The sequence below is a fragment of the Streptomyces hygroscopicus subsp. hygroscopicus genome (assembly GCF_030269125.1).
Lineage (GTDB): Bacteria > Actinomycetota > Actinomycetes > Streptomycetales > Streptomycetaceae > Streptomyces > Streptomyces hygroscopicus_C.
Genome location: NZ_BSSM01000007.1, coordinates 1 through 13,606 on the forward strand (window position 1 = coordinate 1; position 13,606 = coordinate 13,606).

Genomic DNA, 13,606 nt, shown 5'->3' on the forward strand with positions numbered 1-13,606 from the left:
CGAGGTACTCATATGCCGACACCGGCACCGGCCTCAGCCAAGGCTACGAAGCCTCCCTCGCCCCGCCCGGGCGGATTAAGCGCCTGACCGCCGCGGGATTCGACCGTGGTGACGGCTGGGGCAACACCTTCGGCCTGGGTCAACCCGACCGCGTTGTTCACGTCAGAGGCACTGACACGACGCAGTGATTACGGGACAAGTCTTAGGGTGGGGCGGGTGAGTCATGGTGAAGTCGGTCAGGTGATCTTGGGCGAGGCTGTTGCGGATGCCCGCCTCGCCGCGTGGGAGTTCGACGGTGCACGGGCCTGGCTGGAGGAAGCCCGCCGACATCCCATGGAGCCGCTGGCGGCCGAGGTGTGGGTCACCGACCCTGCTTTCGAGCACGTCCTGCTGGTCAAGCACCGCGTGCGCGGATGGGTGCCGCCCGGTGGCAAGGTGGAGCCGGGCGAGGCGCCGCGTGCGGCGGCGGCACGAGAGCTGCTGGAGGAGACCGGCCTGCGCACCGAGTTGCTGCCCGAGCCCGCGGCCGTGGCGGTGCGTTCCTACCGGGCCGACTGGTCTCCGACGCTGGGCCTGTCCTACGCCGCGATCGTGGGACGCGACGTGCCGCTCGCCGGGGAGCAGAACCAGCCGGCGGCATGGTTCCGTCTGGATACAAGCTGGGACAGCGTCTTCCCCGAGGACCGCGAGCGGATCCGTGCGCACGCTCGCCGTCTGGCAGCCGGCCGGGCGGTCGGCTCCCGCTGAGGTAGGCCCTTGGCTGACGTTCACAGGAGGGCCTCGATCCGGTCGAGGTCCGCCGAGGGCAGGCTGACGAGCTCAAGGTCGTGCAGGAAGCGGCACCACACCGGCTCCAGGCCGGGTTCGCGCTCGAACTCCTCGCGGTCCAGGTACCCGTTGGCGTGCGCGGTGGTCCGCAGCGCGTGCTGCTGCAGCTGGGCCGGGTGGATCCACCGAGGGGCGCGGACCTCCCGGGGCGATGGGCACAGCGACCCGGAAACCTCGGCCTGGAAGATCCACCAGTGGTGGCCGACCGGACCGCTGGGCGCGCGGTGGCAGTGGTTGGGCCGCCACTGGTCCAGCAGCAGGTGCAGGTGGGTGACGGTGAGACCGACCTCTTCGGTGACTTCGTCGCGCGCGGCCTGCTCGGGGCCGCCATGCTCGTCGACGTGGCCGGCGACCGGGGCGATTCCGGCCGGAGGAATCGCCCTCTCGAACACCAGCAGGCCGCTCGGGGAGGAGATCAGTACCCCGACGCTTGCGTGGTCACAGAGGCGGGCCCCGCCGCCGGGAGCCGGGGCGGCCGGAGTCATGCGGCGGCCTTCGGCCGTTGGGCGACGACGACGAGCCAGCTCGTCACGGCCGGGGCATCGGGGGTGGTCATGGCGTAGGCGGTGTCGAGGATCTGCATCCGCTGGGCGTGGGTGAAGTCGCCTTCGGGCCGCGCGAAGACGGGGATGGACAGCCACGCCTTCTTCTCGGCCATGGTGCTGTGCTGGGCGGTGAGCTCTGTGCCGACGACCGTCAGTCCGGCTGCGGTCAGCTGCTCGGTGACTGTTTTCAGCGGCAGCTTCGGCGGCCTGTCCGCGTCGCGCGGCGGTGGGGTGTATCCGTGGGCCTCAGCGGCGACTTGGCGGATGAGGGCGTTCAGGGAAGGCCCGGTGCGGGTTGACAGTTCGTCGGGGTGGCGGACGCCGGCGAAGCCGCCGCCGATGTTGAAGACGAAGTGCCCGCCTGGGCGCAGGATGTGGGCGACGGCTGCGAACACTGCGGCGGTGTCGGTCTTCCAGATCGCGGAGTTGCACACCACGGCGTCGGCGCTGCTGGCGTGCAGGTGGTCGGCGAGCCGTTCGGCCGGGGAGGTGATCCAGGTCAGGCGGGCGTCGGTCAGGGTGCGGCGACCGACACGCTGCATCGCGGCGGCGTTGTCGACAGAGACGACCCGAGCGCGGGCCGGGATCAGGTCGAGGATCGCGCGGGCGGTCGCGCCGGCGCCGCCGCACAGGTCGACCACCAGGCTGGCGTTGGCCAGATGGCCTCGGCGGGCAAGGTCGCGGCTGGTCGCGTCGTACATGGGGTGGGCGCGGGTGAAGGCGTCGTACGCCTCGGCGTTGCTGTCCTCGTCCCAGCCGAGGATGGCGTCCTGGGGTGCCATGTTGCTGTGGCCTCGCTTCTCAGAGCGGCCCGGCAGTGCAGGCCGGGCGTTCGGGCAGGGTCAAAAGAGCGCGGACTGTACGGCGGCGGGTGGTGAGGAGAACTGTGCGCCGAGGACGATGCGTCGGCCCTTGAGGGTGCCGAGGTCGAGCAGGTAGGGCAGTTGTTCACCGTCGCCGTCGAGGGTGGCGAGGACCTGGGAGCCGAGGCAGGAGAGCACCGTCAGCCCGTGCTCACCGGAGCGTGGGTCGTGCGGGTACAAGGCGCGCCCGGTCTTCGGCGTCCGCAGCAGGTCGCCTTCGCCGGGCGGCGTCCACGGCTCCGGTGTGGCCGGGACGTTCAGGCCGCTCAGGGCCGCGGTGGCGCGGTCGAGGTGCTGATGGTGGGCGGCACCGGCCGGGGCGAGGTCGCGCAGCTCGGCCAGGGCCGTCAGCTTGGCCGCGGCTCGCACGGTCTGCGTCAGGCCGAGGTGGCGGGTGAGGGCATCCTCCACGAACCGCACGGCGCGGCCGTCAGCACTCCGGGCGAGGTAGGTAGCGATCAGGGCACCCTGTTCGTCGAGGCGGGAGCGCTTACGGGGTTCGGCCGCGGTGCCGATCTTGGTGGTGCCGTCGGCGAACGTCGCCAGGTACAGCCAGTGCGGCTGGGCCATGTACGCCGCCAGGGCGTCGGGAACATGCCCGCCGGAGTGGAACCGGTGGGCGAAGCGGAAGTCGTCCCGCCCGGCGCAGGCCGGGCACTGTCCGCCGGCCTCGGCCGGGGCCCGGTCAGGGCAGGCGACCGCCTCGACGCGGACGCGGTCGGCGAACCGGTACCGGCCGGTGCACCACCGGCCGGTACCGCTCACCTGGTAACTCAGGCGCCTGCCCATGACCGGGGCATAGACGAGTGGTCCGCCGGTCACGGGGGCGAGCAGAAGAAGGGGGTCTGCGCTCGCCCAGGTGATGCCGTGACAGACGTATGTCCCGCTGGCGGGCAGGGCCTGGTCCATGGTGCGTTCCTTGTCGATCGGGGAGGGAGGGCCGGTTTAGACGGTCAGGCGCAGACGGTCGGTCAGGGCAGCGGCGGCGGCCTTGAAGACCTGGTCGCGGTCCAACTGGGCGACGTCCAGCGTCAGCCAGGCGCCGCGCTCCGCCTGTTCGCGCATCTGGTCCAGGACGGTGTCCTGGTAGCGGATGAAGTCCTCGTCACCGCCGCCGGCGTGGCCGGCCTCCAGGGAAGTGAACGAGCCTTTGCGGACGAGAGCCTCGCGGGCACCGATGTTCAGGAAGAACACCAGGTCCGGCTTTGTGAGATGCGCGAAGACCTGCTCGCACAGGCGGGGGGAGACCTCGGGGTTGACCGCGTACCGAGCGAGGATCTTGTGGTGCGCGTTGTCGAGGATCACGTGGGTTCCCGCGGCGAGGGCCGGCTGGATGACGAGCCGGTCCTGCAGGGTGTACCAGGAGGCCAGGGCAAGCAGCCAGTAGTGGTCGCCGCATGCCTGGGCGACGCCGGCGTCGCGCCGGTAGACCAGCTCGTTGAGGCGGTCGAGGTAGGCGGACAGCTCCGGGTCCCGGCGGACGTCGGTGCTGTGCTTGCCGATGAGGACTGCCGTGTGGCCGGCGTCGTTGAGGGCCTGGTGCAGGCGGGCGGCGAGGGTGGACTTGCCGGCCCCGTCACCACCGAAGAAGGTGATCAGCTTCCCGGCTGCGGTGGTGGTCGGCGCGTTCGCCGTCATCGGGATTCTCCCAAGGGGTGGGTCGGGCTGGCGGTCAGGCGGCCGGTGATGATGGTGCGGATGCGGTCCACCAGGACGGCGCGCTGGCGCAGGACGTCGCTGTGACGCTCATTGGACAGGTCGGCGGGATAGTGCGTGGCGAGGTTGTTGGAAATGACGTGGAGGTAACCGAATCTGATCCCCGCCTGGCGCGCCGCCGCCCCCATGGGGCCGATCTCCGGGTCGACGAAGGCGTACGAGGCGGTGTGCTGGGCCAGCCAGTCGCGGTTCTCCAGCAGGATCGACGGGGAGGACACGTGCAGGCCGCTGCGCACCCCATCGTGGGCGGCGGCGTAGTCGCCGAAGAAGTCGTCCCAGCTCACCATCGCCCCGCGTACCAGGCTGGTGTTGCCGGTCGCCAGCCAGGCGTTCGGTTCGACGTCGGGGGTCAGCGAGCCGACCTTGCCGACGTAGACGACGTCGCCTGCGCCGAGTTCGGCAAGGCGCGTGACGACCCGTCCGGCCACGTCTCCCCAGATGCTGTGGAGGAACCCGAGGTAGACCACGCGACGGCCGGCGACGTCGAGGCGCTGCCAGGCGTAGCCGGGTCCGCGGGTCCACACTCCGTTCTCGGGAGCGAGGTACTGAAGGCCCCAGCCGACGATCACCAGGTCGCCGTCCAGTTCCAGGTCGAGCGCATCGAGCGCCGTTCGGCACTCCTCCTGCTCGGGCGGCTGATAGGTGACGGTATCGGCGGGACGGCCGGTCATGGCCAGGTACGTGGCGATGATCAGGGCGTAGTGCTGGACGTAGTCGGCTCCGGGGAACGCCTTGACGATGAGGTCACGGCCGTGGATCTCTGCGGTGGGCCGTTCGATGTTGAACAGCTTCCCGGTCTTCTCGTACCGGGAGATCACCGTCGTGCGGTCGTAGCCGCCGATGACGCGGATGCTGTCCCAGTCCTGGTCCTGGATGAGGTGGTGGACCTTGATCTCCAGGTAGCGCAGCAGCCTCGCGTGGGTCATAGTGTGCCCGGCCGGCTCGATCGGGGCGGCGCGCAGGAGTCCGGGGGTCGGGTCGGCGAGTAAGGGCGTCATCGGTGCTCCTCGGCGATCGTCACGGTGCTGCCGGCCGCCGCGCGAACGACGGAGATGTTCTTCCGGATGAGGTCGAACCGGTCTTCGGGGATCGGGCCGAGCTTCTCGATGCGGGGCGTGGAGGGCTTCTCGTACGGCCCTTCGGGCAGCAGGGCGACACCCATCGCGCCGAGGATGACCGGGGCTGCGCCGTCCACGGAGGAGATCCACTCGTGCTCGCGCTGCTCGATCAGCTCCAGGTGCCCGGTCCGGCCCAGACCGAGCAGCCGGTAGATGAGCAGATCGTCGACCAGGCCGCGATCCTGCAGGTAGGCGGTCGCCAACCAGCGGGTGCGGCACAGTTGCTCGTCGGGATCCGGTCGACGCGAGGCCGGCAGGGCGATGGCCCCGGCCCAGCCGCTGGTCACGAAGGCGTCGTAGGTGCGCAGCCACTCGTCGTCGTCCGCGGCGTGCAGGACCGCGCACAGCCGGAATGCGTCGCCGGACAGCTTCCGGATCTCTCGCGCGGCCTTCTCGCTCGCCTTCAAGGTCGCGGTCCCGTCCCGCATGACGTCCGGCAGGATGATCTCCCTCGCGGACACCGCCAGCGCGGCTTCGACGAGGCTTTCCGCCGGCAGGGCGTAGCCGAGGTCGAAGAGCCCGTTGTCGATGATGATCTCGGCGCCGCGCTCGGCCTCGTGAGCGAAGAAGGCCCGGTAGCTCTCGTCGGACAGCACGTGCTGGGCGGCCACGTGGTGGACGCGGGCCGGCTCCTGGGCGACGAAGTTCTTCAGGTAGGCAGGCGGAGCGATGACGGAGAAGTCGATGCCCGCGGTGGTGATCACGACGCCCCCCACAGGCCGGTGGTGAGGGTGAGGAACTGCTGGGAAAGGACAGGGTCGGTGCCGAAGCGCCCGCCCGAGTGCACCGTGGTGGTGCGAGCCTCCTCCATCCGTACGCCCCGCATGCTCATGCACAGGTGCACGCCGCGCACGGCGACGGCGATGTTCTCGTGTCCGATCACGCCGTTGAGGTATTCGGCGACCTGGCGGGTGAAGCGTTCCTGGACCTGCAGTCGGCCGGCGAAGTGCTGGGCGATCCGCCCGAACTTCGACAGGCCCACCACCTCGCCATCCGGCACGTATCCAGCCGTGACCTGCAAGTTCATGGGCAGCATGTGGTGCTCGCAGAGCGACCACACGCTCATGCCGCCCACGATGACCAGCTGACCACCCAGCTGGGACTCGGTGAAGCAGGTGGCCGTTTCGGCGCCGTCCGGGGACAGGAAGGCTCTCCACCAGGCCGCGACGCGGTCCGGGGTGCCGGTCAGCCCCTCGCGGGCGGGGTTCTCGCCCAGCTCGACCAAGAGCTGGTGGATCAGGCCGGCGACCCGGCCGGTGTCGATGACCGCAGTGGGCCCGGCGACGGCAGCCGTCGGCGCCGCCGCAGGGCTGGCGATAGAGGTCGTCATGGGCGTCTCTCGTTTCCGGGGACTGGGGAACGGATGGGGCGTGGAGTCGCGTGCGGTCAGCGGCCTCTGGCGTCCGCGAAGGCCAACACGTGAAGGCGGGTGGTGAAGTGCCAGTGCCGGGCCGCGACCCCGTCCGCGAGGACCCGGGTAGTCGCGGTGATCACCTCGGGGGTGGTGCCCTCCGGCATCACCCACACCGGCGCGAGCCGGTGGGCGTCGGCCAGCTCGGCGATCCGGTCGAGGTCGTCCACCGTGGAAGCGACGAACTTGAACGCCGCCCGCCCGGAGGCCACAAACGCCTCCAGCGCGGCTGGCACGATGCTCTTGGTCTCCTTCACGCCGAAGCTGGCAAGCTTGGGCGAGACGTTGAACCGGACCCCGTCGGCCACCAGCTCGGGAGTGGGCGCGATGGTGCCGTTCGTCTCGAACTCGATCCGCTTGCCGGCTGCTATCAGTCCCCGGACGAGAGGCACCAGTCGCGCCTGCTGGATCAACGGCTCGCCGCCGGTGATCACGACCAGCTCGACCGGTGAAGACGTGGCCCAGGCCACCAGGCCCGCGACGGATTGCCTCGTCGACTCCTCGTGCGGGTCGAAACGAGACCAGTCCCAGGTGTACTTCGTGTCGCATCTCGTGCAAGTGAGGTTGCACCGGGACAGGCGGATGAACAGGGCCGGGTGTCCGCAGCTTGGGCCCTCGCCCTGAAACGTCGGCACCTCGGTACCGAAGCACTCCGCGACGATCAGGGATTCGCCTTCGGCAGCTTCCGGTTCGAGGTTGAGCGGCTTGGTTGTTGTCATTGGCCCACCACATCGAAGCGGGCCCAGCTGCTTGCGGTCTCGCGGACTAGGACGGCGACAAGGCGGCCGGGGATCTCCGACTGGAGGTTTTGAACGAACCAGCCAGCCAGGAACTGCGCCAGGCGCTCCGAGGTGGGCTCGAAGGGCAGGATCTCGTGCAGGTTGTGGTGGTCGAGCTCGGTGTCCAGGAACGACTTGAACGGGGCGAGCGCACCGAAGTCCGTGACAAAGCCGGGATCCTCCAGCGCGGATGCAGTGAGGATGACCTCAACCTCGTAGCTGTGCCCGTGCTGGCGGGAGCACTTGTGCTCATGCGGCAGCCGGGGAAGCCGATGGCCAGCCTCGAAGGCGAACTTCTTACCGATGGTGAAGTTGCCGGGCGGTAGTGGAACAGCAGTGAAGCCCATTCGATTTCTCCGAGAGGTGAGGGTGTGGCTGATTCGGGCGGGGTGGGGCAGCCGCCTCTTCAGGCGGCTACGGTCTGTGCCCCCAGGTGGTTCTTCGCGGCCTTGTCCAGCACCTTGGTGAAGTGCTCGGCGCGCTCGTCGCCCTCGGCCTCCTGAGCGCGGAGGCCCCCGAAACGGGCCCATTACCGCCGGCAGACGTCCCTCTCCATCAGCTTCGAGGCGTAGAACGGCAGACGCCCCTCCCGGACGAAGCCGAGGCGGTCGCGCAGGCTGAGCATGCAGATGAGCTGGTTGGCCTTCAGCAGCTGCATGTACTCCTCGACGTCCAGGTCCTCGGGCGTCCAGAGCTTGGCGAGGTCAGGGTTGGCGGACATCTGCGTCAGCCAGTCGAGTTGGTTGCGCGCGACGGTCGCCTCATTTCGTTCGGCCTGGTGCCGCGCGTCCTGCCTCAGCCGGGCGGCTCCGACCACGACGGTGGCGAGGGAAACCGCGGCGCCGGCAGCGAGGACGGCGGTGGTGAGCTTCATGCTTTAACGGTCCTTTCACGCAAAGTGATCCGGGGCGAGGGCGGGTCTGTGGAAGCCTGCGGGGCTCGCTGCGTCATGCGACCCCCGCTAGCACGACGGCCGGTGAGCCGCCGACAATGCGATCCAGGGCGTACCGGCGGCGCACAGTGTCCAAAGCGACGGCGATCGGCGGCAGTCCGACGGCGGCCCTTCGCTGGTCCAGCAACTGCGGCGCACGCAGTGGGCACAGCTCCACCCCTGCTGCGCTGAGGACGAGTTGCGTCCCGAACTCTTGGGGGCGCCCGCTGTTGACCAGGGCGCGGTCGTGAAGGTGGGCCCAGTGCTGGATGCGCGCATCGCCGACCTGGACCGCACGTTTCAAAAGGGTGGTGGCCGCCCGCTGGAAGTCGGGTTCGTCGTCGGCGTGAAGAGCGATGCTCCAGGCGGCACGTGCTGCGTCGGGGCCCACGAGACGGTGGCCGGGCCAGTCATGTTCGGCCAGGATGCGGCGCAGCACTTTGGTGTCGGCGTGCTCAGCGTGACGGTCCTGGCCGAGGTGGACGGCGTCGAGCTGGTTGCGTACGCGTCTGGCCCGGCGTGCTGCCGACTGTGCGGCGCGGGCGATGAGTTCGCGGGCGAGGTCCGGCCGCAGCGGTTCCGCGGTCCTCACGCGATACTCCGCTGGTCGGCGGCGGACTGCGGCTCGTGGACCTGGCAGCCGATGAGCGCGCTCAGCCCAGGCCGAAGCTCAGCGGTGAGTTCGAGGCGCGCGACTCGCTCATGGTGCTGTCCGGTGCCCGATCCACGGACGTCCCAGCCCATGTCGGTGAGCCGACGAAGGAATGTGGCGATCGGATCAACGTCGAGAGGATGGCGGGCCATGGCCTCGGCCCGCACAAGCGGTACCTCGAGCCGGGCGGCGAAGTCGGAGGCCCACAGAGTGATCAGCCGGACGGTGTCATCGGAGTGACCGGGCAGGGTGTGAACGCAGTCCAGGAAGAGGCACGGGCCTTCGCCCCATCCGAGGTCGGGCCCGCGTTGCGGGATCATGCAGGCCAGCAGCAGCCCGTCCTCGAACAGTCCAGCCGGTTTCACCTGCGGGGCGCGGAACAGGGCCGGGATATCGGACCGGGCGGGTGTAGGCACCCCGCGTATGGCGAGCCAGCGCTGACGGTCCTGGACGAGGGCCGCGGCCTCGTCCCGTTCGGCGTCGGTGCGCAACGACCGCATCTCGTACACGGCCGGTAACCCTTTCGCGCACTGGCTTCGAGGCGCGGGGGAGGACTCGATGGCCGCAGAAGCGGGTGAGGCATTCACTGGCTCGCTCCGCTCTCCATCGTGGTGGCCCCCCTGGCGCCCAGCAGGCCCCACGCGTGGGCCCAGGCGACAAGTTGGGTGGTGTTGGCCGCCCCGGTCTTGTCGAGCAGTTCGTCATGTGCGGCTCGCACGTCGGCGGGCGCGATCTTGGCTATGGCAGCAATGTCGCTGGGATTGCTGTGCTCAGCGACCGCCCGCAGCAACAGTTGCTGCTCTGGACTGAGTTCCGGCATTGGCCTGTCCGTTGTGGGCGGAGCGACCTGCCGGGCGTTGCACAGGAAGTGCACGATCACCGGGGGCTTGCAGCGGGGCGGGCAGTGGAGGCTCTCCCGGATGTCGCGTACGTACTGGCGGACGGTCACGGCCGACAGCCCGGTCCTCGCGGCGATCTCTTGAGGGCCGAGGCCGTCCACGAGGTGCTGGGCGACGCGCTGCTGGGTCGGGGTCAGGGGGGTGATCGGTGCGCTGGTCATCATGCGCAGGGTCACGGGTGTCTCTTTCGCGGCTGGGTTGAGGGATATCGGGTGGGGTGTCGCCGGACCCCGCGGGGGACGGGGGCCGGCGACACGGGCCCGTGCGCGGCGGTCTGGATTCACGGGGCGCCGCACACGGGGGCTCATGCGGCTGTCGGGTCGGGGCGGGCCCACGCCGCTTCGGCGGCGAGACGTTCTGACCACTGGATGTGGGCCTCGTCGAAGGCGGCGTCGGCGAGGCGTATGCGCTGGACTTCGCCGGTTCCGGCCGGTGGGTAGGTGAACTGGATGTCGCGCCACAGGCGCTGGAGGATGTAGTCGCCGTTGAGGGCATGGGCGCCGTGCAGCTCCATGGCGTCCTGGGTTGACTGCATCGCCCACTGGTGGCCGAGGTACTTGGCGTTGATCAGGTCGGCGTCGCAGGGCAGGCCCTGGTCGAGGAGGTGCACGGACTGATAGGCCAGGATTCGCCCGGCGCGCAGGCGGGCCTCCATGTCACCGATGCGGTCCCGCAGAACCGGCAGATCGGAGAGGGCGCCCCGGTAGCGGGAGCGCGTCTTGAGGTAAGCGGTCGAGGTGGCCACGACTGCCTCGTGTATTCCCAGGCTGACTGCGGCCAGGTTGGGACGGCCGTACAGGATGCTGCTGCTCTGCGCTACGCCCAGCCCCTGGCCGATCTCTCCGACCACGTTTTCCTCGGGGACGCGGACATGATCGAGGTCGAGGCGGCCGGCGGAGAAGCCGTGCAGGCCGAGGCCGGGACGGTGGTCGGCGACTGAGAGCCCTCGGCGCTTGGATTCGACCATGAACGCGGTCAGCGCCTGGGAGGTGCTCACGCCTGCCTTGGCGGTCCGGGCGACCACGAGGTGGGCTCCCGCGAGGTGGCTATTCCCGATGTGGATCTTGCTGCCGGTGATCACCCATTCGTTGCCGACGTGCTCGGCGATGGTCTCGATGCCGCCGATGTGTCCGCCGGCTCGCGGTTCGGTCACGGCGATCGACAAGAGCAGTGAACCGTCCGCTACGCGGGGCAGCCAGCGGCCCTTCTGCTCGTAGGTGGCGAAGTGCAGCAGGGCGCCGACGGGGATCAGCGTGGCCTGGAGGATGGCCGCCGCAGCCGCCGAGACGCGGGCAATGCGGTGGACGAGGATTGTCTTGGCCACGTGTCCGGCGTCCAGCCCGCCGAAGGAGGACGGGACGCTGACGGCGAACCAGCGTCGTGCGGCCATCAGGTCGGCGACCTTGCGCTCCACCCTGCCGGGGGCGGCCTCCATGCGTGCGGCGCGCGGCGCGATGTGCTCGGCCGCGAAGGCGTCCGCCTCGTCCCACAGCAGTTCGTGGCGGGCGTTGAGATAGGGGCGCAGCGCCGGCGGCGGCGTGGTGGGTGTGGCGGGCATGGTCCTCTCCCTCTCCCTGGATGAAGGTCGCACGGTGGAGCGGCCGGGGATCGCCTGCGGCTCCCGGGTGGGGGGTCGTGCAACGGACTAGCGGACGGGCGCGCGGGCGATGTGGTCCATCACCCGGACGCCGGCGTTGATGACGATGTCTCTCAGCCGTCGGGCCTCGCTCAGGGGCCGCTTCTCGGGGTCGATGACGCACACCGTGCCCAGCACGGTGCCGCTGTCGTGGATGAGCGGGGCACCGAAGTAGGAGCGGATCCCGACCGCGTCGACCACGGGGTTGCCGCTGAAGCGCGGGCTGGCGTGCACGTCGTGCAGCGGAAGGGCCTTCTTGCGGGCCATGACCTCCGGGCACCAGCCGTGGTCGCGGCTCATGGTGCGGCCGACGATGACGTATCCGCTGTCCGCGGGCGGCTGGTGCAGCCCGACGAAGGTCTGCTCCTCCAGGAAGAGGTTGACGAAGCCGTACAGGAACCCGGCTTGTGTGGCCATGTCGCGGGCCAGTTCGTCGAAGTCCTCGCTGGCAGCGGTGGGCACGCCTAGGCGATCCAGCAGCTCGTACCGCTGCGCCAGCTCGGTCGCCTGCTGGGCCTGCGGGACGGGGACGGCGGCGCCGGCGGGGAGGGATGGCCCATGGGTGACGTCCCGCATGGTACGTCGCGGCAGCGACTGCGTGAGGGGGGCGGTCTGCCGCGCGCGGTAGGGGTCGTTGGGCTGATACGACATCAGGCGTCCTGAAAGGTGGTAGTGGATGCGGGGCGAGCGGGGCTTGCCGATGCGCTCTTCAAGGCGTGGCCAACGAGGGTCAGCAGGACGCCAGCGACGTGGTTCGGATCGCGGGCGTCGCAGGTGACCACCGGCACAGAGGCGGGCAGTTCGAGGGCGGTGCGGACCTCATCGGGGTGGTAACGATGTGCTCCGTCGAACTGGTTCACCGCGACGACGAAGGGCAGGCCGATGTCCTCGAAGAAACCGACGGGGGTGAAGCTGCTTTCCAGGCGGCGGGTGTCGACCAGGACGACCGCGCCGACGGCTCCGCGACAGAGGTCGTACCAGAGGTCGACGAACCGGTCCTGGCCGGGCGTGCCGAACAGGAACAATTCCAGGGGCACGGGCGCGTCGGGCAGGTTGAGGCGACCGAAGTCGAAGGCGACCGTGGTGGTCTGCTTGGCCTCGACGCCCGCCAGGCTGTCCACGTCCGCGCTCGCCTCGGTCAGGTACTCCTCCGTGCTCAGCGGCGTGATCTCACTGACGGCACCCACGGCGGTGGTCTTGCCCGCGCCGAAACCGCCAGCGATCACGACCTTCAGCACGGTCGGTGCACCGGTACGCGGGCGCGACGACGGCCGCAGCACCACGGCCGGGTCACCCGGCCTGGGGGTAGGCGATGGCATCGGGCCACTTCCTCTTCAGGCCGGCAGACAGGGCCGCCAGCAGTTGTGCAGAGGGACGTGCATGCGCGTCGGACGCGGCATAGGCGGTGACAGGGACGACCAGGGCGTCGGCGTCCAGGAGGTCGGAGATGAGGATCTTGACGGCGGTTACGGGACGGCCGAGTCGGCCCGCCAGCTCGGTCACCGAACGCCGGTGCTCCCGGCACAGGGCGAGGATCTCTGCGCATTCCTCGGCCTGGCCCGGGCCGGGCCGCCCGGGTCCGGCATCCAGCACCGTGTCCAGGCCGAGCAGATGCCGTGGCCGGGTGCGACCGCGCGTCAGGGTGTAAGTCCGCACGAACGTCGAATCCTCGGCCGCGCTGCCGTGTGCGGTCACCGGACCTCATCACCCGTGCCGACGCGGACGGGGATCTGCATGTAGGGGGCGAACTTCTGCACCAGGCGCCCCATCTCGAACCCGACGGTGCCGGCATCGGCGTCCATGGTCGCGATCACCGCGAGGACCGTGTCCACCACGCCCCGTTCGTTGCCGGGATGGCCCTCGAAGGCCGCGCTGCGACCGGAGCTCTGGACGAAGATCAGACAGTCGTCTCGCTCGATGACGACCTGCCTCGCCGGCCTCTTCTTGTGGGTGGGACCGGTGATGTTCGCCGCGAGTGAGGCCACTCCGCTGATGGCGGCCGACAGTTCGTCCGCCCAGTCCTTGTCGACGTCGCTGTCCAGCAGCCGTAGTCCGTCCCGCGAGAGCAGGACGGCGTGCGTGACGCCCGTCGTGTCGGAGGCGAACTGCCGCAGCAGCCACGCCATGTTGTCCCGCTTTCCGCTTGCCGTTGTCTCGGTTGCGGGTGCGTCGCCGGTCACGTTGTTCATCGCGGGGTGGGTGCTCATAGGGATCGCTCCAGAAGGGGG

At 69.9% G+C, this 13,606-nt stretch carries 19 protein-coding genes and 1 pseudogene; 2 read left to right on the top strand and 18 right to left on the bottom strand.

Features of this window, described 5'->3' with window-relative positions; all coding sequences use genetic code 11:
• Both QSK45_RS17010 and QSK45_RS17015 read left to right on the top strand, forming a co-directional pair.
• Positions 1 to 188: pseudogene (locus QSK45_RS17010) on the top strand (hypothetical protein); the annotation flags it as partial.
• A gap of 28 nt (positions 189 to 216) precedes the next feature.
• On the top strand, positions 217 to 747 hold the full coding sequence (locus QSK45_RS17015) for an NUDIX domain-containing protein (RefSeq protein WP_285557716.1): 531 nt from the start codon (positions 217 to 219) through the stop codon (positions 745 to 747).
• Between the two features lie 20 nt (positions 748 to 767).
• Here the strand turns inward: QSK45_RS17015 and QSK45_RS17020 are convergent, their stop codons facing one another.
• From QSK45_RS17020 to QSK45_RS17105, 18 genes are all read right to left on the bottom strand, one after another.
• Positions 768 to 1,313: an NUDIX domain-containing protein gene (locus tag QSK45_RS17020; protein WP_055493688.1), complete on the bottom strand. Its 546-nt coding sequence runs from the start codon at positions 1,311 to 1,313 to the stop codon at positions 768 to 770.
• Positions 1,310 to 2,155, bottom strand: coding sequence for a class I SAM-dependent methyltransferase (locus QSK45_RS17025; protein ID WP_285557722.1), 846 nt, complete (start codon positions 2,153 to 2,155; stop codon positions 1,310 to 1,312). Before QSK45_RS17025 ends, QSK45_RS17020 begins: the two co-directional genes overlap by 4 nt.
• 60 nt (positions 2,156 to 2,215) lie before the next feature.
• A complete protein-coding gene (locus tag QSK45_RS17030; RefSeq protein ID WP_285557725.1) occupies positions 2,216 to 3,145 on the bottom strand; it encodes a DUF2797 domain-containing protein in 930 nt (309 codons plus the stop codon).
• Between the two features lie 36 nt (positions 3,146 to 3,181).
• A complete protein-coding gene (locus tag QSK45_RS17035) occupies positions 3,182 to 3,874 on the bottom strand; it encodes a dTMP kinase (protein ID WP_285557727.1) in 693 nt (230 codons plus the stop codon).
• Positions 3,871 to 4,950 carry a hypothetical protein gene (locus QSK45_RS17040; protein WP_285557729.1) on the bottom strand — a complete coding sequence of 360 codons (1,080 nt, stop codon included), beginning with the start codon at positions 4,948 to 4,950 and terminating at the stop codon, positions 3,871 to 3,873. The genes QSK45_RS17035 and QSK45_RS17040 overlap by 4 nt, the downstream gene beginning before the upstream one ends.
• Positions 4,947 to 5,774, bottom strand: a complete 828-nt coding sequence (locus tag QSK45_RS17045; RefSeq protein WP_189902691.1) for a hypothetical protein — start codon at positions 5,772 to 5,774, stop codon at positions 4,947 to 4,949. Before QSK45_RS17045 ends, QSK45_RS17040 begins: the two co-directional genes overlap by 4 nt.
• On the bottom strand, positions 5,771 to 6,400 hold the full coding sequence (gene folE, locus QSK45_RS17050; protein ID WP_181802182.1) for a GTP cyclohydrolase I: 630 nt from the start codon (positions 6,398 to 6,400) through the stop codon (positions 5,771 to 5,773). The genes QSK45_RS17045 and folE overlap by 4 nt, the downstream gene beginning before the upstream one ends.
• A gap of 56 nt (positions 6,401 to 6,456) precedes the next feature.
• Positions 6,457 to 7,200: a 7-carboxy-7-deazaguanine synthase QueE gene (locus tag QSK45_RS17055; RefSeq protein ID WP_285557734.1), complete on the bottom strand. Its 744-nt coding sequence runs from the start codon at positions 7,198 to 7,200 to the stop codon at positions 6,457 to 6,459.
• On the bottom strand, positions 7,197 to 7,607 hold the full coding sequence (locus QSK45_RS17060) for a 6-pyruvoyl trahydropterin synthase family protein (protein ID WP_093593327.1): 411 nt from the start codon (positions 7,605 to 7,607) through the stop codon (positions 7,197 to 7,199). The genes QSK45_RS17055 and QSK45_RS17060 overlap by 4 nt, the downstream gene beginning before the upstream one ends.
• A 182-nt stretch (positions 7,608 to 7,789) precedes the next feature.
• Positions 7,790 to 8,134 carry a DUF6082 family protein gene (locus tag QSK45_RS17065; RefSeq protein ID WP_285557739.1) on the bottom strand — a complete coding sequence of 115 codons (345 nt, stop codon included), beginning with the start codon at positions 8,132 to 8,134 and terminating at the stop codon, positions 7,790 to 7,792.
• 73 nt (positions 8,135 to 8,207) lie between these two features.
• The gene (locus QSK45_RS17070; RefSeq protein ID WP_189902700.1) at positions 8,208 to 8,783 is read right to left on the bottom strand and encodes a DUF6624 domain-containing protein; all 576 of its coding nucleotides are present in this window, start codon (positions 8,781 to 8,783) and stop codon (positions 8,208 to 8,210) included.
• Positions 8,780 to 9,352, bottom strand: a complete 573-nt coding sequence (locus QSK45_RS17075) for a carbohydrate kinase family protein (protein ID WP_403646614.1) — start codon at positions 9,350 to 9,352, stop codon at positions 8,780 to 8,782. Before QSK45_RS17075 ends, QSK45_RS17070 begins: the two co-directional genes overlap by 4 nt.
• Positions 9,353 to 9,426: 74 nt before the next feature.
• Complete coding sequence (locus QSK45_RS17080) at positions 9,427 to 9,918, bottom strand: LuxR C-terminal-related transcriptional regulator (RefSeq protein ID WP_285557741.1); 492 nt, start codon at positions 9,916 to 9,918, stop codon at positions 9,427 to 9,429.
• Positions 9,919 to 10,046: 128 nt separating this feature from the next.
• Positions 10,047 to 11,300, bottom strand: coding sequence for an acyl-CoA dehydrogenase family protein (locus QSK45_RS17085; protein WP_189902702.1), 1,254 nt, complete (start codon positions 11,298 to 11,300; stop codon positions 10,047 to 10,049).
• A gap of 87 nt (positions 11,301 to 11,387) precedes the next feature.
• A complete protein-coding gene (locus QSK45_RS17090) occupies positions 11,388 to 12,029 on the bottom strand; it encodes a GAF domain-containing protein (RefSeq protein ID WP_285557742.1) in 642 nt (213 codons plus the stop codon).
• On the bottom strand, positions 12,029 to 12,616 hold the full coding sequence (locus QSK45_RS17095) for a GTP-binding protein (RefSeq protein ID WP_073948172.1): 588 nt from the start codon (positions 12,614 to 12,616) through the stop codon (positions 12,029 to 12,031). The genes QSK45_RS17090 and QSK45_RS17095 overlap by 1 nt, the downstream gene beginning before the upstream one ends.
• A gap of 52 nt (positions 12,617 to 12,668) precedes the next feature.
• The gene (locus QSK45_RS17100) at positions 12,669 to 13,073 is read right to left on the bottom strand and encodes a DUF742 domain-containing protein (protein ID WP_006143017.1); all 405 of its coding nucleotides are present in this window, start codon (positions 13,071 to 13,073) and stop codon (positions 12,669 to 12,671) included.
• Positions 13,070 to 13,585: a roadblock/LC7 domain-containing protein gene (locus tag QSK45_RS17105; RefSeq protein ID WP_285557751.1), complete on the bottom strand. Its 516-nt coding sequence runs from the start codon at positions 13,583 to 13,585 to the stop codon at positions 13,070 to 13,072. The genes QSK45_RS17100 and QSK45_RS17105 overlap by 4 nt, the downstream gene beginning before the upstream one ends.
• Positions 13,586 to 13,606: the final 21 nt, after the last annotated feature.

Excerpts from the sequence above, each read along its gene's own strand:
- QSK45_RS17020 (WP_055493688.1), bottom strand. The coding sequence starts at position 1,313 with ATGACTCCGGCCGCCCCGGCTCCCGGCGGCGGGGCCCGCCTCTGTGAC.
- QSK45_RS17025 (WP_285557722.1), bottom strand. The coding sequence starts at position 2,155 with ATGGCACCCCAGGACGCCATCCTCGGCTGGGACGAGGACAGCAACGCC.
- QSK45_RS17030 (WP_285557725.1), bottom strand. The coding sequence starts at position 3,145 with ATGGACCAGGCCCTGCCCGCCAGCGGGACATACGTCTGTCACGGCATC.
- QSK45_RS17035 (WP_285557727.1), bottom strand. The coding sequence starts at position 3,874 with ATGACGGCGAACGCGCCGACCACCACCGCAGCCGGGAAGCTGATCACC.
- QSK45_RS17040 (WP_285557729.1), bottom strand. The coding sequence starts at position 4,950 with ATGACGCCCTTACTCGCCGACCCGACCCCCGGACTCCTGCGCGCCGCC.
- folE (WP_181802182.1), bottom strand. The coding sequence starts at position 6,400 with ATGACGACCTCTATCGCCAGCCCTGCGGCGGCGCCGACGGCTGCCGTC.
- QSK45_RS17055 (WP_285557734.1), bottom strand. The coding sequence starts at position 7,200 with ATGACAACAACCAAGCCGCTCAACCTCGAACCGGAAGCTGCCGAAGGC.
- QSK45_RS17060 (WP_093593327.1), bottom strand. The coding sequence starts at position 7,607 with ATGGGCTTCACTGCTGTTCCACTACCGCCCGGCAACTTCACCATCGGT.
- QSK45_RS17065 (WP_285557739.1), bottom strand. The coding sequence starts at position 8,134 with ATGAAGCTCACCACCGCCGTCCTCGCTGCCGGCGCCGCGGTTTCCCTC.
- QSK45_RS17085 (WP_189902702.1), bottom strand. The coding sequence starts at position 11,300 with ATGCCCGCCACACCCACCACGCCGCCGCCGGCGCTGCGCCCCTATCTC.
- QSK45_RS17090 (WP_285557742.1), bottom strand. The coding sequence starts at position 12,029 with ATGTCGTATCAGCCCAACGACCCCTACCGCGCGCGGCAGACCGCCCCC.
- QSK45_RS17105 (WP_285557751.1), bottom strand. The coding sequence starts at position 13,585 with ATGAGCACCCACCCCGCGATGAACAACGTGACCGGCGACGCACCCGCA.